Consider the following 18,708-nt stretch of genomic DNA (forward strand, 5'->3'; position numbering starts at 1 on the left):
GGAAGACCTGATGTATCCGCTCGTCTACATCGCGCGCCACGGCCAGACCGAGTGGAACGCCGAGGCCCGGCTGCAAGGGCAGGCCGACACCGACCTCAATGCGCTCGGCCGCGAGCAGGCCAGCCGCAACGGACGCCGGCTGGCCGAATTCGTCCATAATCCTCAGGATTTCGACTTTGTCGCCAGCCCGATGCGGCGCACGCGCGAGACGATGGAACTGATGCGCGCGGCGATGAAGCTCGATCCGCACGCCTACCGCACCGAGCCGCTGCTGGTAGAGTTGAGCTTTGGCGACTGGCAGGGTTTCACCTTTGCCGAGCTCGAGGCCAGGGATCCGGGTTCGACTAGGCAGCGCCGCCTCGACAAATGGAATTTCCAGCCGCCGGGCGAGGGCGCCGAAAGCTACCAGAGGCTGCTCGAAAGGGTGAAGCCGTGGTTTGAGGCACTCGATCGCGAAACGGTCTGCGTCACTCATGGCGGCGTCGTGCGCGCGCTGTTCCGCCTTGTGCTGGGGATGTCCGCGCAAGACGCGGTCAGGATGGACGTGCCGCAGGATCGCCTGCTCAGGCTGGAGGGCCGCAAGCTGGAGTGGCTTTAGGATCGAAATCCAATCGCCCTGAGCGATTTAGCCCCTCTCAGACATTGATGGCGCTAACCGCCCGTTTCCTTTGGAGAAGGCACGACCAACTTAGCCTGGAGTTAAAGCGCGCGCCGGAATCGGTCACGTTACAAGGGTGTCTGAGTGCATCTTAGGCGCTTGCGCATACGGCAGCTTTGCCGCGCTCTGCGCGATTGCAAGACGTTCAAATTTGAGCTTCCGCACTCATGCTTTGTCGAGAGTATCTCCGTAATCTACGCCGTTCTGGCGGCCACGATGACGACGAAACAGGAGAACGCAATGGCTCGCAATCACGTTGAACGTCTTGGAGAGTTCAGGGAAATCCTGGTCGCGACGCGACGCGAAGGAGTCCGTAACGTGCACCATACTCGCGACGCAATGCGGGCGAGTGGCTTTCAGATCGGGGACAGCGACGGCTCCAGCTACGGAGCCGAGTTGAAGGTGCTCCAAGAGGAAATTGAGGCAGTCGATCGCGCCATCGAAGACGAGAAACGGTTGGCCCTGGCCCTCGAGAGCGCTGCTCAGCCCCGCCGACCGACTAAACCGAGAATCGTGAAGGGAACATAGAGTTACCCCTTGGCGCCCGTCGGGTCGATCGCCTGCGTTATGGCGCCGGGCCCGTCGTCGCCGTGGTGCAGCGCCCTAACGGCGGATATTCCGCCTCCGGCCTCATCTCGGTCGTTCAATGACCAGCATTCCCATCGCCGCTTGTAGCGCTGGCGCTCGTTTCCGCCCGCCAGCTTCGGAATGGTCCGCTGCAAAGACGCTATTCGGTTAATCGCCATCCGGCAGTTGCATGTCGGTGACGACATTCTCGCCATTCGTCTCGTCATAGGCGATTACGATATCCATCCCCGGCTTCAGCGCATCGAGATCGGTTTCGGCGTTCAGCTTGTAGGCCTTGCCGTCGTCGAGCGTCAGCGTCAGCGTGTCCTTGTCCACCTTCTTGATCAGGCCTTCGGTCTGGCCGGCCAAGGCTGCACTGGAAACAAGCAATGTCGCGGCGAAGGCGCCAATCAGGATACGCATCATCGTCCTCTTATCGTTGCGCCGGCAGGATGGCGGCGAGGGTTCAACGGACCGGTCAAGCGAACCAGAAACCAACCGAATGTGTCAAAACTAAATCCTCCGGATCACAGTTTGACCACTGTGGAAAACGCCAATAGAAGGCAGATTACAGCGCCGCGCGCCCTCTTGGTCATGCTTAAAGCCGGTTCCGCTGCCGGGCAGGGTCACTTTCATGTCTCACAACACGTTCGGCCATCTTTTCCGCGTCACCACCTGGGGCGAAAGCCATGGGCCAGCGCTTGGCTGCGTCGTCGACGGCTGCCCGCCCGGTATCCGTTTTACGCAGGCCGATATCCAGGCCGAGCTCGACAAGCGCCGTCCCGGCCAGTCACGTTTTGTGACGCAGCGTCGCGAACCCGACGAGGTCAAGATCCTGTCCGGCTTCATTCTGGACGAGGACGGCGAGACCATGATCACCACCGGCACGCCGGTGTCGATGCTGATCGAGAATGTCGACCAGCGCTCCAAGGATTATGGCGAGATCGCCCGCCAGTACCGGCCGGGCCACGCCGACTACACCTATGACGTCAAATACGGCCTGCGCGATTATCGCGGCGGCGGCCGCTCGTCGGCCCGCGAGACGGCGGCGCGGGTGGCCGCCGGAGCCTTGGCCCGCAAGGTGGTGCCCGGCATGGTGGTGCGCGGCGCGCTGGTGTCGATGGGCGAAAAACAAATAGACCGCGCCAACTGGAACTGGAATTTCATCGGTGACGCCGAAAACCCGTTCTTCACCCCGGACCCGAAATCGGTGGCGGTCTTCACGCAGTATCTCGACGGCATCCGCAAGTCGGGCTCCTCGGTCGGCGCCGTCATCGAGATCGTCGCCGACGGCGTTCCCGCGGGCCTCGGCGCGCCGATCTATGCCAAGCTCGACCAGGACATCGCTTCGGGCCTGATGTCGATCAACGCCGTCAAGGGCGTCGAGATCGGCAATGGCTTCGAGGCGGCCCGCATCACCGGCGAACAGAATGCCGACGAGATGCGCATGGGCAATGACGGCAAGCCGGTCTTCCTGTCCAACAATGCCGGCGGCATCCTTGGCGGTATTTCAACCGGCCAGGCGATCGTCGCGCGCTTCGCCGTCAAGCCGACCTCGTCGATCCTGACGCCGCGAAAATCGATCGACAAGGACGGCCGCGACGTCGAGATCATGACCAAGGGCCGGCACGACCCGTGCGTCGGCATCCGCGCCGTGCCGATCGGCGAGGCGATGGTTGCCTGCGCGATTGCCGATCACTATCTGCGGCACAGGGGACAGACGGGGCAGGGAATAGGCAGTAGGCAGTAGGCAGTATGCTACGCAGCCCACTGAAACAGCCTTTTCCCTAGTCCCTACTGCCCTATTCCCCTATCCCCTATTCCCTGCGAGCGAAGCGAGCCAATGCCTTACGACCAGAAGAAAATCGTCGAAGCCCTGCGTGCTTTCGAGCGCGGCGAGATCGTCGTCGTCATGGATGATGACGGGCGCGAGAACGAGGGCGACCTGATCGTTGCGGCCGTCCACTGCACACCGGAAAAGATGGCCTTCATTGTCCGCAACACCTCCGGCATCGTCTGCACGCCGATGCCGCGCGAGGAAGCCAAGCGGCTGAACCTGCAGCCGATGGTCGCCGACAATGATTCGGCCCACACCACCGCCTTCACCGTCAGCGTCGATTTCAAGCACGGCACCACGACAGGCATTTCAGCTGACGACCGCACGCTGACGGTGCGCAACCTCGCCAACGGCAATGTCGGCGCTTCCGATTTCGTCCGCCCCGGCCACATCTTTCCGCTGATCGCGCGCGAGGGCGGCGTGCTGATGCGTTCGGGCCATACAGAGGCCGCGGTCGACCTCTGCAAGCTCGCCGGCCTGCCGCCGATCGGTGTCATTTCCGAGCTGGTCAACGATGACGGCACCGTCAAGCGCGGCCCGCAGGTGCAGGCGTTCGCCGAGGAGCACTGCCTGAAGCAGATATCGGTAGCCGACCTCATCGCCTATCGCCAGCGCAAGGAAACGCTGGTCGAGCGCGTCGCCTGCTCCGACATTGAGACGCCGGGCGGCAAGGCGCAGGTCTTCACCTACACGCTGCCCTGGGATTCGATGCATCACGTCGCGATCGTCTTCGGCGACATCCGCGACGGCGAGGACGTGCCGGTGCGGCTGCATTCCGAGGATGTCGTGAGCGATGTCTTCGGCACCAGCCACCGGCTGGACGGCGTCATGAAGGCGATGGGCGAGCGCAAGCGCGGCGTCATCGTCTATCTGCGCGAGGGCTCGGTCGGCGTCGCCCATCAGGAGCGCAACCGGCCGGCTGCCGGCGACCGCGAGGACCATGAAGAGGCGCGGCGCCGCGAGAACGAATGGCGCGAGATCGGCCTTGGTGCCCAGATACTCAAGGATCTCGGCATCTCCTCGATCAACCTGATCGCCTCGCGCGAACGCCACTATGTCGGCCTCGAAGGCTTTGGCATCCATATCGCCAGGACCGAGATTCTCTAGGGTCTGTCGATACTCGGGTGATGCCGGCTGTTACTCGGCGGGAACTACTGCCTCGCATCCGTTCAGATCGCAATCCGGTATCGCAAGGCTGCGCTGTCCGATGAGCACTGTGGCGAGTGCGACTGTGCCTGCCGCTACGGACACAAGGAACCCGCTCTGAGCGCCGAACGCGTCCACCACCGCTCCGGCGGCGAAGGAGCCGAGCGCCATGCCGATGCCTATCCCGGTCATCACCCAGGTGACGCCCTCGGTCAGCATGGCTTCCGGCACGTGCCGCTCGATCAGGCCGAATGCCGTGATGAAGGTCGGCGAGATCGCCACGCCGCTGATGAAGACGGCCAGCGCCAGGGTGGGCACGGTGCCGGCGACGAGCAGCGGCAGTGTGGTCAGCGCGATGATGGCGATCGCGATTGCCAACTGGCGCTGCAGCGGCACTTTCAGGTTGAGCGCGCCGACGATGATCCCCAGCACGAACGATCCCAGCGCATAGACGCCGATGACGACGCTGGCGGCGCCCGGCTGGCCAAGCTCCTTGGTGATCGCCACGGTGGTCACTTCCGTGGTCGCGAAGGTCGCGCCGATGAAGATCAGGGCGAAGGTGATGATCTGAACCGGCCGCAGGCGGATGGCCGAGCCCTGTGAGCCATGCTCCACCGGTCGCACGCGCGGCTCGGTCGAGCGCTGTAGAATGAAGGCCGTCGAGCCGAAGGCGAGGAACAAGGTGCTCGCCAGCATTCCGGCTTCCGGGAACAGGGCGACGCTCAGGCCCACCGACAGCGATGCGCCGGCGACGTAGACAAGTTCGTCCGCCACCGACTCGAAAGCGAACGCGGTGTTGAGTTCGGGGCGATCCCGGAAGATCTCGGTCCAGCGCGCGCGCACCATTGCCGGGATGCTCGGCATGGCGGCGGCCAGCAGCGCCGACACGAACAGCGTCCAAATCGGCCAGCCCTGATTGGCCGCAGCAATCAGGATGGCGAAGGCGAGCACGGAAATGACCGTGGTGGGCGCGACGATCCGCGTCTGGCCGAGGCGGTCCACCAGTCGCGATATCTGCGGTGCCAGGAAAGCGTTGGTCAGCGCGAATGTCGCCGAGACGGCGCCGGCCAGCCAGTATTCGCCATGAGTCTGCGACAGCATCGCGACGATCCCAATCGGAGCCATTGCGATAGGGAGCCGGGCAAAGAAGCCGGATGCCGCGAAGCCCCTGGCGCCGGGAGCGCGAAAGATTTCCGAATAGGGGTTCTGCATGGTCAGTCTCCTCGACAAGGGACGGTTCGACAATTACATACGCAGCGTATTACTATGAGGTAGTTCATACGCATCGTATGTCAATTGGCATACGAGGCGTATGTCGATAGGGCCAGAACCATGCATAGACCCCGCAAGGAGATGATCGCCGAGACGCGCGCCAAGCTGATAGCCGCGGCCCGCCATGCCTTCGGAACTGCCGGCTATGCGGAAGCCTCGATGGATGACTTCACCGCGTCGGCCGGCCTGACGCGCGGCGCACTCTATCATCATTTCGGCGACAAGAAGGGGCTGCTTCAGGCGGTCATCGCCGAGATCGACGCTGAAATGTCGGCAAGGTTAAAAATCGTCTCGGCCAGGGCGGACAATCTCTGGCAGGGCTTTGTCGGTGAATGCACCGCCTATATCGAGATGGCGCTGGAGCCGGAAATCCAGCGCATCGTGCTCCGCGACGGCCCAGCCGTGCTCGGCGATCCCTCGCAATGGCCCAGCCAAAATGAATGCATCCATTCCATGGCGGAGAGCATTCGCAAGCTCAGGGATGAGGGAACCATCGCTGACGTCGATGTCGAAGCCGCCGCCCGGCTGATCAGCGGCGCGTCGCTGCATGCCGCGCAGTGGATCGCCAATTCAAACGATCCGCAAGCCACATCGAAGAAGGCCGTGAAGGCCTTCAACGTTCTACTGGAGGGCCTGCTTCGCGTCCCCGTCCCGGTGGGAGCGCGCGAACGCGCCCGGTGAGCATCCCACGCGTCTGCGAAACGCCGTACTGAAGGCGCTGGCGGAATCATAGCCTATCTCTTCGGCGAGGAGGTCAAGCGACCTTCCGCCCCGGCTCAAGGCATCCCGAGCGAGCGTCATTCGCCAACGCGAAAGATACTCCATCGGAGCGCAGCCCAGAGTCCCGGAAAACCTGGCCGCGAACGCTGATCGCGACATGCCGGCAAGTCTCGCGAGCTCAGCCACGGTCCATCCCGCCCGAACATTGGAATGCATCGCGCGCAGGACAGGAGCCAAGGCTGGATCCCGCATTCCCGACAGCAACCCTGCCGGAAGCGAATCCTGGCTGATGCCGGGCCAGCGCAGACCCTCCACCAGCATGATTTCGAGAAGCCGTTCCAGGATCATTTCCCGGCCCGGCCCATCGGCGGCGCACTCTTCCATGATGAGATCGATGATGCGGGCGAGACGCCCGGTATCGACTTCCGCAGCGCGTATGTGGATCATCCTGGGCAGCAGCGCAAGCAGAAGCGTCGCATTGACCTTGTCGATCTGAAAGCTGCCGCCAAGCATCTGAAAGTCAGGCTCACCGTCCGGATCGCCATGCCGGACGGCTTCTTGTGAAGGCCGGCCCGGAACGCATTTGGCATCCGGTTGGCTCAGCAGCGCGAATGCCGGCGAAGAGGCCAGCAGCACGAAGTCTCCATGATCGAGCAGCACTGGCTTCGCTCCGTCGATAGCGAGCCAGCATCGCCCCGCCAGCACGATGGAGAAGCCCGGCGCCTGATAAGCGGGATAACGAACGCCCCATGTCCCGCGGCCCGTTATCGGCTTTGAGAACACGGCGTGCGGCCGCAGCAGAGCGATCACATCGCTGAGAGGATCCATTTGGACGATCGATAATGAATTGCGGACGCCAGATTATAGACCGTCCTGTGTCCTTGTCTATGTTGCCGGCAGAAAAATGGAGATTTGAATGACCAGGACAATTCTGATTACCGGCACATCGTCGGGCTATGGCAAGTCAGTTGCCGAATTCTTCCTCGACCGGGGCTGGAACGTCATCGCGACCATGCGTCGCCCCGATCCGAGCGTGTTCGCAACCGCCTCCGATCGTCTGAAAGTGCTGCCGCTCGATGTCACCGATACCGGCAGCATCGGCAAGGCGATCTCGGAAGGTGTCGCCGCATTTGGAGCGATTGATGTGCTCGCCAACAATGCGGGTGTCGGACTGGCATCGGTCGTTGAAGCGACGCCGGACAGCACCGTGCGCGAGATATTCGAAACCAATACCTTTGGCGTGTTCGCGACCAGCCGCGCCATCATCCCCCAAATGCGCAAACAGGGCCACGGCGTCATCATCAACGTCACGTCGAGCGTCACCCTCGGCATCATGCCGCTGGTGGCGGTCTATGCGGCCAGCAAATGCGCCGTCGAAGGCTTCACCGAATCGCTGTCTTACGAGTTGGACGCGTTCAACATCAGGGCTCGGCTGGTTGAGCCTGGCTATGCGCCGACCACGAACTTCAGCGCCAACAGCGGCGCACGCATGAAGGATTTGATCCCGGCGGACTATGGCTCCTTCGCCCAATCCTATTTCGAGAAGATGGCCAACTATCCGACCCCTTATTGCACCGAGGCGGAAGTCGCCGAGGCTGTCTTCGCGGCAGCGACGGACGAAGGGCGGACGATCCGCTATCCCGCTGGCGCGGACAGCAAACTCCTCGCGGAGCTACGCTGGACGACCTCGGAAGAGCATTACCTCGGAAAAATGCGCGAGATGTTCAGTCCGCAACTGTCGTCCCAGTCTGTGGAGAATGCCTGAAATCCCTTGGCGATCTCGCCCGACCAGCCCGAGATTGACAATCGCCGGCCTGAAGTCATCCTCTACCTCCATCTCTGAGGGGGAGATTCGGGCGCATGTGGGATTTCCAGATCGGCAGGTCGGTGTCCATCATGAGGCGGACATGGCCCTTCATCGTCTTTCGCATGATCGTCTATTTCGGCATCACGCTGGCCTATATCGTGGCGACCGGCACGGGCGCCGGCGTCGGCTATGGCGTCGGCCGCGTCTCAACCGATCCGGACGGGCCGCTGTCATTTGCCTTGTGGGGCGGTGTGGTCGGGTTCGGTGTCGTTTCGATCGCCGTCTACTGGATACGCGAATACATCCTCTATATCGTCAAGGCCGGCCATATCGCGGTCATGGTCCATCTGATCGACGGCCAGCCTGTGCCCGGCGGCCAGGGCCAGATCGCCTATGCCAGGGAGGTCGTGAAGGAGCGTTTCGCCGAGGCCAACGTCCTTTTCGTGCTCGACCAGCTGGTCAAGGGCGCCATCCGCGCCATCACCGGCCTCATCGGCGGCATCGCCGCCTTTCTGCCCATCCCAGGCCTGGGCGGTCTCGTCAGCTTCATCAACACGGTGATCCGCCTGTCGCTGACCTATGTCGACGAGGTCATCCTCGGCTACAACATCCGCACCAATTCCGCCTCGCCCTTCGAGACGGCGCGCCAGGGCGTCGTGCTCTACGCGCAAAACGGCAAGACCATGGTCAAGAACGCCATCTGGCTGGCGGTGATCATGTGGGGCATTTCCTTCGTCATTTTTCTGCTGATGCTGGCGCCAGCCGGCGCCATCCTCTGGTTCATGCCCGGCCAGCTCGGCGGCTGGGCCTTCGTGCTCGCCATCGTCTTCGCCTGGGCCTTCAAGGCCGCCTTCATCGAACCCTTTGCCATCGCTTGCCTGATGCAGGTTTATTTCAGGACGATCGAGGGCCAGGTGCCCGATCCCGACTGGGACCGGAGGCTGGCTGAGGCGTCCTCGAAATTCAGGAAACTCAAGGACGAGGCGCTGGCCTCATTCGGTGGTTCGCGCTGGACTCAAGCCCGCGCCCAATAGCTAAACCCTGTTGAACGTCTGGCTTTGGCCGTGCGAAAACATGGTCAAAACGGCCGGGCGCGCCTATATCGGGGGCATGGTCACACGGCTCTACACCCATCCGATCTTCCTCGAACACATAACGCCGCCCGGTCATCCGGAACGGCCCGACCGTTTGCGCGCCATCGAGCGGGTGCTGGACGACGAGGCCTTTGCGGCACTTGATCGTGCCGACGCGCCGGAAGGCGACGAGGCGACCATCCTCTACGCGCACCCTGAGCAATTCGTCGCGCGCGTTCGTGCCGCCATACCAGACACCGGCATCGCCCGCATCGATGCCGACACCACCGCCAGCCCGAGAAGCTGGCAGGCGGCCGTGACCGCGATCGGCGCCGCCAACGCCGCTGTCGACGATGTTTTCGAGAGGCGCGCCGACAACGTCTTTGTCGCCGCCCGGCCACCTGGCCATCATGCCGAGAAGACGACGTCCATGGGTTTCTGCCTGTTCAACACCGCGGCGATCGCGGCGCGTTATGCGCAGCGCAAGCATGGCGCCGAGCGCGTCGCAATCGTCGACTGGGACGTGCACCACGGCAACGGCACGCAGGACATTTTCTGGGACGATCCGTCGGTGCTCTATTGCTCGACGCACCAGATGCCGCTTTATCCCGGCACCGGGGCCAGGAGCGAAACCGGCGCCGGCAACATCGTCAACGCGCCGCTGGCGCCGCGCACCGGCAGCGACATGTTCCGCGACGCCTTCCTGTCGCGCGTCTTGCCGGCGCTCGACAATTTCGCGCCCGACCTCATCATCATCTCGGCCGGTTTCGACGCCCATCACCGTGATCCCCTGGCCGAGATCAACCTGACCGAGGATGATTTCGACTGGGCGACCGGCCAGTTGATCGAGTGTGCCGGGCGCCACAGCGGCAATCGGCTCGTCAGCCTGCTGGAAGGCGGCTACGATCTGCAGGGATTGGCATTTTCGGTCGCCGCCCATGTCGGGCGACTGATGAAAGGATGAGGAATGGCTGGCGAAGCGAATGAAGACGTCAAGGCGATGAGCTTCGAACAGGCGCTCGACGCGCTTGAGAAGATCGTCGATGATCTGGAGCGCGGCGACGTGCCGCTCGACCAGTCGATCCGCATCTATGAGCGCGGCGAAGCGCTGAAGGTGCATTGCGACCGGCTCCTGAAGGCGGCCGAGGACAAGGTCGAGAAAATCAGGCTGTCGCGCGACGGCAAGCCGGTGGGAACGGAGCCGCTCGATGCGGATTGAGGCACGGCCTCAACCACAATTTCGCCTTACCGGCTTTTGGACATGATCATGATTGAGGATAAAACTCATCCCGATTGAAACGGCTCCAGGACGAGGAGATTGCGAACGATGTGCCGAAACATCAAGACCCTGTTCAATTTCGATCCGCCGGCGACCAACGACGAGGTGCATGACGCCGCACTTCAGTTCGTCCGCAAGCTGAGCGGCTCCGCCAAACCTTCCAAGCGCAACGAGCATGCCTTCAACCATGCCGTCGAGGCGATCGCAGCTGCTGCGCGCGAACTGCTGGATTCGATGGAAACCACGCAAGAACCGCGCAATCGCGAAGAGGTGGCGGCCAAGGCGAAAGCCAGGTCCGCACTCCGCTTCGCCTGAGGAAACCGCATGAGCTTCTTTCCTGGAAATGACCCGCAGGCCGGCGATGCCTTCGCCAGCGACCAGATCGAATTGATGGTCGTTCCCAACGCCAAGGACATTGGCGGCTTCCAGGTTCGCCGCGCTCTGCCGACCGCCAGACGCCGGCTGGTCGGCCCTTTCATCTTCTTCGACCGCATGGGTCCGGCAATCCTGCGGGCCGGCCAGGCGCTCGATGTCCGTCCCCATCCGCATATCGGCCTGTCGACGGTTACCTACCTGTTCGACGGCAAGATCAGGCACCGCGATTCGCTCGGCACCGAAATGGTGATCCAGCCTGGTGACGTGAATCTGATGACTGCCGGCCGCGGCATCGTCCATTCCGAACGCACGCCGGAAGAGTTGCGCGGCGCGCCGATGTCGGTCTCCGGCCTGCAGACATGGTTGGCGCTGCCGGACGACAAGGAAGAGGTCGCCCCTGTCTTCGCGAACACGGCCGCCCTGCACCTGCCCGAGATCGATGCCGATGGCGTCAGCGGACGCGTCGTCATCGGCGCCTTCTCCGGGCTACGGTCTCCGGTAAGCACCGCCTCGGAGACGCTCTATGCCGATCTCACCCTGGCGCCCGGCGCCAGCGTGAAAATCCCGGCCGACGCCGAAGAGCGCGCCATCTATACGCTTGAGGGCGAGGTTTCGATCTCCGGTGACCGCTTTCCGGCGGAGCGGCTGCTGGTGTTCCGGCCGGGCGACGAGATTGTCGTGTCGTCGGAAGGCGGCGCTCATTTCATGCTGTTCGGCGGCGCTTCGCTCGGCTCAAAGCGCTATATCTGGTGGAACTTCGTCTCGTCGTCTAAGGAACGCATCGAACAGGCGAAAGAAGAATGGAAGACTGGCCGCTTCGATATCGTTCCTGGGGATGAGAAAGAATTCATTCCGTTACCGGACAATTAACGTCAGAGCCGTCCGCGTCACTCACACGCATTTACATTCGCCGGCCGTCGGCCTATTTCGCGATGAACAAAAGCCTGAGCAGGCCCTTAACCAGTGAACGCAAAACCCGATACGCCGCTTCTCGACAAGGTCCGCACTCCGGCCGACCTGAGGACGCTTGCCGAAGGCGAGCTGCCGCAGCTGGCGTCGGAGCTTCGTGCCGAGTTGATCGACGCCGTGTCCCATACGGGCGGACATCTTGGCGCCGGCCTTGGCGTGGTCGAACTGACGGTTGCGCTGCACTATGTCTTCAACACGCCGGATGACCGGCTGATCTGGGACGTCGGCCATCAGGCCTATCCGCACAAGATCCTGACCGGCCGCCGCGACCGCATCCGCACCCTGCGGCAAGAGGGTGGCCTTTCCGGTTTCACCCGGCGCGCCGAGAGCGAATACGATCCGTTCGGCGCCGCGCATTCCTCGACCTCGATTTCCGCTGGCCTCGGCATGGCGATGGCGCGCGATCTTTCCGGCGGCCGCAACAATGTCATTGCCGTCATTGGCGACGGCGCCATGTCGGCCGGCATGGCCTATGAAGCCATGAACAATGCCGGTGCGCTCGATGCTCGCCTGATCGTCATCCTCAACGACAACGACATGTCGATTGCCCCGCCGACCGGCGCGATGAGCGCCTACCTGGCCCGGCTCGCTTCCGGCAAGACCTATCTGGGCTTGCGCGATTTCGGCAAGAAGCTGACCTCCTATCTGGGCGAGCGCGCCGATCGCGCCATTACCCGGGCGGTCGAGCATGCGCGCGGCTACGTCACCGGTGGCACGCTGTTCGAGGAGCTTGGCTTCTACCATATCGGCCCGATCGACGGCCACAATCTCGAGCATCTGATCCCCGTGCTGAAGAATGTCCGCGACAATGCCGACGGCCCGGTGCTGATCCATGTCGTGACCCAGAAGGGCAAGGGCTACGGGCCGGCCGAGGCCGCGCCCGACAAATATCACGGCGTCAACAAATTCGACGTCATCACCGGCGCGCAGGCCAAGGCGCCGGCCAACGCGCCAAGCTACACCAAGGTCTTTGCCGAGAGCCTGATCCAGGAGGCCCGGGAGGACGACCGCATCGTCGCCGTCACCGCCGCCATGCCGAACGGCACTGGTCTCGATCTCTTCGGCGAGGTGTTCCCGACAAGAACCTTCGATGTCGGCATCGCCGAGCAGCATGCGGTGACCTTCGCCGCCGGCCTCGCCACCGAGGGCTACAGGCCCTTTGCCGCGATCTATTCGACTTTCTTGCAGCGCGCCTACGATCAGGTCGTCCATGACGTGGCGATCCAGGGCCTGCCGGTGCGCTTTCCCATCGACCGCGCCGGCTTCGTCGGCGCTGATGGCGCCACCCATTGCGGCGCCTTCGACACCACCTTTCTGGCGACGCTGCCCGGTTTCGTCGTCATGGCGGCGGCCGATGAAGCGGAACTGCGCCACATGGTGCGCACGGCGGCGCACTACGATGAGGGGCCTATCGCCTTCCGCTATCCGCGCGGCAACGGCGTTGGCGTCGACATGCCGGAGCGCGGCTCGGTGCTGGAGATCGGCAAGGGCCGAATCGTCAAAGAGGGCACCAAGGTCGCGTTGTTGTCCTTCGGCACACGGCTGCAGGATTGCCTGCTTGCGGCCGAGGAACTCGGCGCGGCAGGGCTTTCCACCACGGTTGCCGACGCCCGTTTCGCCAAGCCGCTCGACGAGGATATGATCCGGCGGCTGGCGCGGTCGCACGAGGTGCTGGTGACCGTGGAAGAAGGCGCGGTTGGCGGCTTCGCCAGCCACGTGCTGCAATTCCTGGCGCATGAGGGATTGCTGGAGAGCGGCCTGAAGGTGCGTCCGCTGGTGCTGCCCGACGTGTTCACCGATCACGCCAAGCCCGAAAAGATGTATGCCGACGCCGGGCTGGACTCGGCCGGCATCGTGCGCACGGTCTTCATCGCCCTTGGCCACGCCGTCAGCGCGCAACGCGCCTGAATCAAAACCTCAACGGCTTGAATCAATTTGCCGGCGAACAAGGGTAACTTGTTGTTCACGCTGTCGTTTGGCGTTCTGCTTACCCTGTCTCTTGGCCGTTTTTCAACGGCGCCCTGCTAAGGTTTGATCAGGCAGGGAGACCAATACAATGAGAACGCTTCTGTGCGGCCTGGCGCTTTTGGCTGTCATCGCCACGCCGGCCGTGGCCGAAACGCCTTATGACCGCAATCTCGAAAAAGCGGCGGTAGGCATCGTCGCCAGCAAGATGGGCGATATCCGCGGCGGCTTTTCCTACAAGCAGGTGCCGCAATTGGTCGTCGTTCCCGAAGCCGCGTCGACGCCGCCTGCCTCTACTGAGCGCCCGCGCAGGCAGGCTTCCGGCGACCAGGGCAATGGTCTGGCGCCGGCCATCGAGCGCCGGGTTTCGCGGACGATCTTCTAGAAGCTGGGAGGCATCTCGCCCCTCACATTTTGTCGGACTGGGTGCGATATTCAACACGCCGTTGGGCGGGTCAGCGTTCCCTGCTCTAATATCCTTGCCTTCGCGGCCGGCTTTCGCCAGAGAAGGCCGATGAATTCCCCTGTGCCAGCCAGCATACGCCAGCGGCTAGACGAACTGCTCGTCGCGCGCGGTCTGTTTCCCAGCCGCTCGCGCGCCCGTGACGCCATCGAGCGCGGCACCGTGACGGTCGACGGCGTTGTCGCCCGCAAGCCCGGCCAGACCGTCTTGCCCGACTGCCGCATCGCCATCGACGATCCGGCACAGGGCTATGTTTCGCGCGCGGCGCTGAAACTGATCGCCGGGCTCGACCATTTCCGCCTCGATCCCTCGGGCAGCGAAGCACTCGATGTCGGCGCCTCGACCGGTGGCTTCACCCAGGTACTGCTCGAACGCGGCGCGGCACATGTCACGGCGATCGATGTCGGCCATGGCCAGATACATCCCGACATTTCTGGCGATCCGCGTGTCACCGTCATCGAGGGCCTCAATGCCCGCGATCTGCTGGCCAATGATCTTGCCGGCCGTATTCCCAATTTCATCGTCTGCGATGTCAGCTTCATTTCGTTGAAGCTTGCCTTGCCGCCGGCACTGGAACTGGCCGGCAAAGGCGCGCGCGCGCTGCTGCTGGTCAAGCCGCAGTTCGAGGCCGGCCGCGCGGCAATCGGCAAGGGTGGCTTGCTGAGGAATCCCTACGATGCGGCGCGCGTTGCCGGCATGCTCGGGGATTGGCTGGAGGGCGTGCCCGGCTGGCGCTCGCTGGGGCTGAACCTGTCGCCGATCGAAGGCAGCGACGGCAATCGCGAGTTCCTGCTCGCCGGGATCAAGGACACTGGGATCGGGGACACCGGGATTGGGGACCGATGAGCGCGCGCTTCACCATCGCAAGGCTGGGCTCCCAGGGCGACGGCGTTGCCGAGACCGACAGCGGCGAGGTTTTCATTCCCTTCACGCTGCCTGGCGAAACCGTGACCGCCGCGCGCGAAAAGGATCGCGCCACGCTGATGTCGGTTCTGGAGGTGTCGCCGCTCAGAATTGACCCGGCCTGCCGGCATTTCACCGAATGCGGCGGCTGCGCCATCCAGCATTTCGAAGCCGAAGCTTATCATAGGTGGAAGCGCGACAAGGTCGTGCATGCGCTGAAGAGCAAGAGTATCGCTAGCGACGTCGGAGCGCTGGTGCCGTGCGCGCCGCAGACGCGCCGCCGCGTCGTCTTCAGTGCGCGGCGCACGGACGCCGGCATGCGGCTCGGTTTCGTCCGTGCGCTGTCGTCCGAAATCATTGCCATCGAGGAATGCCCGATCTCGCTGCCCGGCATCGTCGCAGCACTCGACCGCTTGAAGACCCTCGCCGGGCTGATCTGCACAACGACCAAATCGTTCCACATGACGGTCACAGCGACCGGTTCCGGCCTCGATGTCGCGGCTCACGATTCCGGCAAGCTCGGCGACAACCTGCGCCGCGTCGCCTCCAACTTCGTCATTGCCGAGGGGTTGGCCAGGCTGTCGATCGACGGCGAGATCATCATCGAACCAAAGAAACCGGTCGTCCTGTTTGGTGGCGTCGCCGTCGCGGTGCCGCCTGGCGCCTTCCTGCAGGCCACCGAGGCCGCCGAGCAGGCGATGGCCGGCATCGTCGGCCAGCATCTGTCGCGCGCGAAAAAAGTCGCCGATCTCTTCGCCGGCTGCGGCAGCTTCGCGCTGCGCCTGGCCGCGAAGTCGGAAGTCCATGCAGTGGAAGGCGATGCGCCGGCCCTTGCGGCGCTCGATCATGGCTTTCGTTTCGCCAGCGGCCTGAAGCGCGTGACCAGCGAACGCCGCGACCTGTTCCGACGGCCGATCACGTTCAAGGAATTGAACGCCTTCGACGGTCTTGTCTTCGATCCGCCACGAGCGGGTGCGGAAGACCAGTCGAAGCAGATTGCCCGCTCGGATGTGCCCTTTGTCGCCGCGGTGTCCTGCAATCCGGTGACGCTGGCCAGGGACCTGCGCATTCTCATCGACGGTGGCTATGCGTTGAAAAGCGTGACGCCGATCGACCAGTTCCTGTGGTCGCCGCATGTCGAGGCGGTGGCGCTGCTGGAGAAGCCGAGGCGAAGGCGTTAGGCGAGCAGGATACCCCGCATCGTTGATCTTGAATTGCGCATAGATTGAGCATATTTTGATGGCGTGTTGTCAAATTACGCTAGGAAATCGCTATGGCTGTAGCCCTCGACATTCCAGCGTCGCGCTTCGGCGAGGAGCGCACGCCATTTCTCTCGGCAAGGCGGGTCGCCGAACTGCTCGGCGTCAACCTGACGGAACTGGCCGGCCTGATCGGCGTCGCGCGCAACACGCTTGCCGCCAAGGCCGGCGCGCGCAAGGTCGACGCTGCCCTCAGTCCCGTCGTTCGCATTCTGGCGATGGCCGGTGAAATGGCCGGCAACGAGCAGCGCGCGGCGATCTGGTTCAAGCATCAGCCGATCCCCGGCTGGGCAGGAAAGACCGCTTACGATCTCGTTCGCGAGGGCAAGGCCGACAAGGTGCTTGCCTATCTGGAGGCAGTACGCTCCGGCATCTATGCCTGAAACCAGGCTGACCCTATGGCGTGCCTTCGTGCCGCGCTGGGCGCATCTGCCGCTTTCCGGCGCGGGCGCTGCCCGATTCGGCGGCCGCTGGAATCCGCTGGGCGCCGCAACGATCTATTCTGCGCGGGAACTGTCCACCGCCTGGGCGGAATACAATCAAGGTTTTGTCCAGCATCCGGCACTGATCGCACAGTTCGAACTGACAGGCGCGCGGCTCGCCGATTTGACGGATGCCGATACGTTGGCTGAGCTCGGCGTACCGGCGGACATTCACCGATGCGAGTGGCGCGACATCATCGATCGAGGTTTTGTGCCCGAGACGCACACACTGAGGCATCGCTTGCTCGCCGACGGTCTGCACGGGGTGATCTACCCGTCCTTCATGTCGCCTGGCGGCACATGTGTCGCGCTCTGGCGCTGGAACGAGGGCAATGCACCACGCCTTGAGATCATCGATCCCGACCATCGCCTGCCGAGGACGCCGGCGTCATGGCTTTAGGGCAGCTACGGCTCAAACCCTGGTGCCGCCCACCGTCATCTGGTTCATCCTCAGATGCGGCTGGCCGACGCCGACGGGCACGCCCTGTCCGGCCTTGCCGCACATGCCGATGCCGTTGTCGAGCTTCATGTCGTTGCCGATCATCGAAACGCGATGCATGGCGTCCGGGCCATTGCCGATCAGCATGGCGCCCTTGATCGGCTGCGTCACCTTGCCGTTTTCGATCATGTAGGCCTCGGTGCAGCCGAACACGAACTTGCCCGAGGTGATGTCGACCTGGCCGCCGCCGAACGAAACGGCATAGATGCCGTTCTTGACCGAGGCGATGATCTCTTCCGGCTGCATGTCGCCTGCTGTCATGTAGGTGTTGGTCATGCGTGGCATCGGCTGATGCGCATAGCCCTCGCGCCTTCCATTGCCGGTCGCCTTCATGCCCATCAGCCGGGCGTTCTGGCGATCCTGCATGTAACCGACGAGCTTGCCGTCCTCGATCAGCACATTGCGGGCCGAGGGCGTGCCTTCGTCGTCGACGGTCAGCGAGCCGCGCCGTTCGGGCAAGGTGCCGTCGTCGACGACTGTCACGCCCTTCGCCGCCACCTGCTGGCCCAACAGGCCGGCGAAAGCCGACGTCTTCTTGCGGTTGAAATCGCCTTCCAGCCCGTGGCCGACAGCCTCGTGCAGCATGACGCCCGGCCAGCCGCTGGACAGCACGATGTCGAACGTGCCGGCGGGCGCCGGAATGGCCTCGAGATTGACCAGCGCCTGGCGCAGCGCCTCCTTGGCCGCGTGCTTCCAGCTCTCCTCGACCAGGAATTCGCCAAACGCCTTGCGCCCGCCCATGCCGTAGGAGCCGCTTTCCTGCCGGTCGCCATCGCCGACCACCACCGACACGTTGATCCTGACCAGCGGGCGGATATCGCGCACCATCTGGCCGTCGGCGCGCACGATCTCGACATGCTGCCAGGAGGCGGCGAGCGAGGCCGTCACTTGCCGCACGCGCGGATCCTCGGCGCGCAGCCAGGCGTCGATTTCCTGCAGCAGCTTGGCCTTGGCCTCGAAGGAGGGCGAGGGGATGGGATTCTCGTCGCCATAGAGATGGCGATTGGTGCGGGCGGGTGCGGCGGCAAGCGTGCCGGAATAGCCGCCCTTGACCGTTGAAACGGCGTCTGCGGCACGCAGCAGCGACGCCTCGGAAAGGTCGCTCGAATGCGCGTAGCCGCTGGCCTCGCCGGCAACCGCGCGCAGGCCAAAACCCTGGTCGGTGTTGAAATTGGCGGTCTTCAGCCGGCCATTGTCGAACATCAGCGCTTCGCTCTCGCTGTATTCGAGAAAAAGTTCGCCGTCGTCGGCGCCGTTGATGGTCTCGGCGACGATCTCCTTGATGCGATCGTCGGAAATGTCGAATTGGCCGATCAGGCTGTTCATGGCAGGTCCATTCGTGGAAAGATTGGTTCGTTTCCCCCGATGTAGGCGCGAAGACAGGCTCAGACAATCGGCAATGATGCCAAACGCGGTGACGATCGCCGTCGCACG

Annotated in this window: 21 protein-coding genes; 17 read left to right on the forward strand and 4 right to left on the reverse strand. The window is 63.5% G+C overall.

Annotated elements, in window-relative coordinates; genetic code table 11:
- Positions 1 to 10 precede the first annotated feature (10 nt).
- Complete coding sequence (locus AC0L2H_RS14470) at positions 11 to 598, forward strand: histidine phosphatase family protein (protein WP_473590854.1); 588 nt, start codon at positions 11 to 13, stop codon at positions 596 to 598.
- Between the two features lie 300 nt (positions 599 to 898).
- Positions 899 to 1,186 (forward strand): hypothetical protein, encoded by a 288-nt coding sequence (locus AC0L2H_RS14475; protein WP_473590855.1) that lies wholly within the window; start codon positions 899 to 901, stop codon positions 1,184 to 1,186.
- A gap of 207 nt (positions 1,187 to 1,393) precedes the next feature.
- Here AC0L2H_RS14475 and AC0L2H_RS14480 read toward each other — a convergent pair whose 3' ends face one another.
- Complete coding sequence (locus AC0L2H_RS14480) at positions 1,394 to 1,648, reverse strand: DUF1344 domain-containing protein (RefSeq protein WP_097576521.1); 255 nt, start codon at positions 1,646 to 1,648, stop codon at positions 1,394 to 1,396.
- A gap of 211 nt (positions 1,649 to 1,859) precedes the next feature.
- Between AC0L2H_RS14480 and aroC the strand changes: the two genes are divergently transcribed.
- Entirely contained in the window at positions 1,860 to 2,975 is a 1,116-nt protein-coding gene (aroC, locus tag AC0L2H_RS14485; protein WP_473590856.1) for a chorismate synthase, read from the forward strand.
- Between the two features lie 93 nt (positions 2,976 to 3,068).
- Positions 3,069 to 4,169 carry a 3,4-dihydroxy-2-butanone-4-phosphate synthase gene (gene ribB, locus AC0L2H_RS14490; protein WP_473590857.1) on the forward strand — a complete coding sequence of 367 codons (1,101 nt, stop codon included), beginning with the start codon at positions 3,069 to 3,071 and terminating at the stop codon, positions 4,167 to 4,169.
- Positions 4,170 to 4,199: 30 nt separating this feature from the next.
- Here the strand turns inward: ribB and AC0L2H_RS14495 are convergent, their stop codons facing one another.
- The gene (locus AC0L2H_RS14495) at positions 4,200 to 5,420 is read right to left on the reverse strand and encodes an MFS transporter (RefSeq protein ID WP_473590858.1); all 1,221 of its coding nucleotides are present in this window, start codon (positions 5,418 to 5,420) and stop codon (positions 4,200 to 4,202) included.
- Positions 5,421 to 5,540: 120 nt separating this feature from the next.
- Between AC0L2H_RS14495 and AC0L2H_RS14500 the strand changes: the two genes are divergently transcribed.
- Positions 5,541 to 6,161: a TetR/AcrR family transcriptional regulator gene (locus tag AC0L2H_RS14500; RefSeq protein WP_473590859.1), complete on the forward strand. Its 621-nt coding sequence runs from the start codon at positions 5,541 to 5,543 to the stop codon at positions 6,159 to 6,161.
- Here AC0L2H_RS14500 and AC0L2H_RS14505 read toward each other — a convergent pair.
- Complete coding sequence (locus tag AC0L2H_RS14505) at positions 6,102 to 7,028, reverse strand: AraC family transcriptional regulator (RefSeq protein ID WP_473590860.1); 927 nt, start codon at positions 7,026 to 7,028, stop codon at positions 6,102 to 6,104. The genes AC0L2H_RS14500 and AC0L2H_RS14505 overlap by 60 nt on opposite strands.
- Before the next feature lie 88 nt (positions 7,029 to 7,116).
- On the opposite strand from AC0L2H_RS14505, the gene AC0L2H_RS14510 reads away from it, so the two are divergent.
- From AC0L2H_RS14510 to AC0L2H_RS14565, 12 genes are all read left to right on the forward strand, one after another.
- The gene (locus AC0L2H_RS14510; protein WP_473590861.1) at positions 7,117 to 7,965 is read left to right on the forward strand and encodes an SDR family oxidoreductase; all 849 of its coding nucleotides are present in this window, start codon (positions 7,117 to 7,119) and stop codon (positions 7,963 to 7,965) included.
- Positions 7,966 to 8,060: 95 nt separating this feature from the next.
- Complete coding sequence (locus tag AC0L2H_RS14515; RefSeq protein ID WP_473590862.1) at positions 8,061 to 9,041, forward strand: hypothetical protein; 981 nt, start codon at positions 8,061 to 8,063, stop codon at positions 9,039 to 9,041.
- Between the two features lie 76 nt (positions 9,042 to 9,117).
- Positions 9,118 to 10,044, forward strand: coding sequence for a histone deacetylase family protein (locus AC0L2H_RS14520; RefSeq protein WP_473591055.1), 927 nt, complete (start codon positions 9,118 to 9,120; stop codon positions 10,042 to 10,044).
- Between the two features lie 3 nt (positions 10,045 to 10,047).
- The gene (locus AC0L2H_RS14525; RefSeq protein ID WP_006330579.1) at positions 10,048 to 10,299 is read left to right on the forward strand and encodes an exodeoxyribonuclease VII small subunit; all 252 of its coding nucleotides are present in this window, start codon (positions 10,048 to 10,050) and stop codon (positions 10,297 to 10,299) included.
- Between the two features lie 108 nt (positions 10,300 to 10,407).
- Positions 10,408 to 10,674 carry a DUF2277 domain-containing protein gene (locus AC0L2H_RS14530; RefSeq protein ID WP_473590863.1) on the forward strand — a complete coding sequence of 89 codons (267 nt, stop codon included), beginning with the start codon at positions 10,408 to 10,410 and terminating at the stop codon, positions 10,672 to 10,674.
- A 9-nt stretch (positions 10,675 to 10,683) separates the two neighbouring features.
- Positions 10,684 to 11,604 (forward strand): pirin family protein, encoded by a 921-nt coding sequence (locus tag AC0L2H_RS14535; RefSeq protein ID WP_473590864.1) that lies wholly within the window; start codon positions 10,684 to 10,686, stop codon positions 11,602 to 11,604.
- Between the two features lie 93 nt (positions 11,605 to 11,697).
- Entirely contained in the window at positions 11,698 to 13,611 is a 1,914-nt protein-coding gene (gene dxs, locus AC0L2H_RS14540) for a 1-deoxy-D-xylulose-5-phosphate synthase (protein ID WP_473590865.1), read from the forward strand.
- A 148-nt stretch (positions 13,612 to 13,759) separates the two neighbouring features.
- Entirely contained in the window at positions 13,760 to 14,053 is a 294-nt protein-coding gene (locus AC0L2H_RS14545) for a hypothetical protein (RefSeq protein ID WP_473590866.1), read from the forward strand.
- A 129-nt stretch (positions 14,054 to 14,182) separates the two neighbouring features.
- Positions 14,183 to 14,977: a TlyA family RNA methyltransferase gene (locus AC0L2H_RS14550; RefSeq protein ID WP_473590867.1), complete on the forward strand. Its 795-nt coding sequence runs from the start codon at positions 14,183 to 14,185 to the stop codon at positions 14,975 to 14,977.
- Positions 14,974 to 16,215: a class I SAM-dependent RNA methyltransferase gene (locus tag AC0L2H_RS14555; protein ID WP_473590868.1), complete on the forward strand. Its 1,242-nt coding sequence runs from the start codon at positions 14,974 to 14,976 to the stop codon at positions 16,213 to 16,215. The genes AC0L2H_RS14550 and AC0L2H_RS14555 overlap by 4 nt, the downstream gene beginning before the upstream one ends.
- Positions 16,216 to 16,307: 92 nt before the next feature.
- Positions 16,308 to 16,676: an antitoxin Xre/MbcA/ParS toxin-binding domain-containing protein gene (locus AC0L2H_RS14560; RefSeq protein ID WP_473590869.1), complete on the forward strand. Its 369-nt coding sequence runs from the start codon at positions 16,308 to 16,310 to the stop codon at positions 16,674 to 16,676.
- The gene (locus AC0L2H_RS14565) at positions 16,669 to 17,175 is read left to right on the forward strand and encodes an RES family NAD+ phosphorylase (RefSeq protein WP_473590870.1); all 507 of its coding nucleotides are present in this window, start codon (positions 16,669 to 16,671) and stop codon (positions 17,173 to 17,175) included. Before AC0L2H_RS14560 ends, AC0L2H_RS14565 begins: the two co-directional genes overlap by 8 nt.
- A gap of 12 nt (positions 17,176 to 17,187) precedes the next feature.
- On the opposite strand, the gene tldD is transcribed toward AC0L2H_RS14565, so the two are convergent.
- Entirely contained in the window at positions 17,188 to 18,600 is a 1,413-nt protein-coding gene (tldD, locus tag AC0L2H_RS14570; protein ID WP_107650176.1) for a metalloprotease TldD, read from the reverse strand.
- Positions 18,601 to 18,708: the final 108 nt, after the last annotated feature.

Source organism: Mesorhizobium sp. WSM4871 (assembly GCF_055811295.1).

Excerpts from the sequence above, each read along its gene's own strand:
- AC0L2H_RS14555 (WP_473590868.1), top strand. The coding sequence starts at position 14,974 with ATGAGCGCGCGCTTCACCATCGCAAGGCTGGGCTCCCAGGGCGACGGC.
- AC0L2H_RS14495 (WP_473590858.1), bottom strand. The coding sequence starts at position 5,420 with ATGCAGAACCCCTATTCGGAAATCTTTCGCGCTCCCGGCGCCAGGGGC.
- AC0L2H_RS14515 (WP_473590862.1), top strand. The coding sequence starts at position 8,061 with ATGTGGGATTTCCAGATCGGCAGGTCGGTGTCCATCATGAGGCGGACA.
- AC0L2H_RS14505 (WP_473590860.1), bottom strand. The coding sequence starts at position 7,028 with ATGGATCCTCTCAGCGATGTGATCGCTCTGCTGCGGCCGCACGCCGTG.
- AC0L2H_RS14525 (WP_006330579.1), top strand. The coding sequence starts at position 10,048 with ATGGCTGGCGAAGCGAATGAAGACGTCAAGGCGATGAGCTTCGAACAG.
- AC0L2H_RS14545 (WP_473590866.1), top strand. The coding sequence starts at position 13,760 with ATGAGAACGCTTCTGTGCGGCCTGGCGCTTTTGGCTGTCATCGCCACG.
- AC0L2H_RS14475 (WP_473590855.1), top strand. The coding sequence starts at position 899 with ATGGCTCGCAATCACGTTGAACGTCTTGGAGAGTTCAGGGAAATCCTG.
- ribB (WP_473590857.1), top strand. The coding sequence starts at position 3,069 with ATGCCTTACGACCAGAAGAAAATCGTCGAAGCCCTGCGTGCTTTCGAG.
- AC0L2H_RS14560 (WP_473590869.1), top strand. The coding sequence starts at position 16,308 with ATGGCTGTAGCCCTCGACATTCCAGCGTCGCGCTTCGGCGAGGAGCGC.
- AC0L2H_RS14550 (WP_473590867.1), top strand. The coding sequence starts at position 14,183 with ATGAATTCCCCTGTGCCAGCCAGCATACGCCAGCGGCTAGACGAACTG.
- tldD (WP_107650176.1), bottom strand. The coding sequence starts at position 18,600 with ATGAACAGCCTGATCGGCCAATTCGACATTTCCGACGATCGCATCAAG.
- AC0L2H_RS14480 (WP_097576521.1), bottom strand. The coding sequence starts at position 1,648 with ATGCGTATCCTGATTGGCGCCTTCGCCGCGACATTGCTTGTTTCCAGT.
- AC0L2H_RS14500 (WP_473590859.1), top strand. The coding sequence starts at position 5,541 with ATGCATAGACCCCGCAAGGAGATGATCGCCGAGACGCGCGCCAAGCTG.
- AC0L2H_RS14530 (WP_473590863.1), top strand. The coding sequence starts at position 10,408 with ATGTGCCGAAACATCAAGACCCTGTTCAATTTCGATCCGCCGGCGACC.
- AC0L2H_RS14470 (WP_473590854.1), top strand. The coding sequence starts at position 11 with ATGTATCCGCTCGTCTACATCGCGCGCCACGGCCAGACCGAGTGGAAC.
- AC0L2H_RS14565 (WP_473590870.1), top strand. The coding sequence starts at position 16,669 with ATGCCTGAAACCAGGCTGACCCTATGGCGTGCCTTCGTGCCGCGCTGG.
- AC0L2H_RS14520 (WP_473591055.1), top strand. The coding sequence starts at position 9,118 with ATGGTCACACGGCTCTACACCCATCCGATCTTCCTCGAACACATAACG.
- AC0L2H_RS14510 (WP_473590861.1), top strand. The coding sequence starts at position 7,117 with ATGACCAGGACAATTCTGATTACCGGCACATCGTCGGGCTATGGCAAG.
- AC0L2H_RS14535 (WP_473590864.1), top strand. The coding sequence starts at position 10,684 with ATGAGCTTCTTTCCTGGAAATGACCCGCAGGCCGGCGATGCCTTCGCC.
- aroC (WP_473590856.1), top strand. The coding sequence starts at position 1,860 with ATGTCTCACAACACGTTCGGCCATCTTTTCCGCGTCACCACCTGGGGC.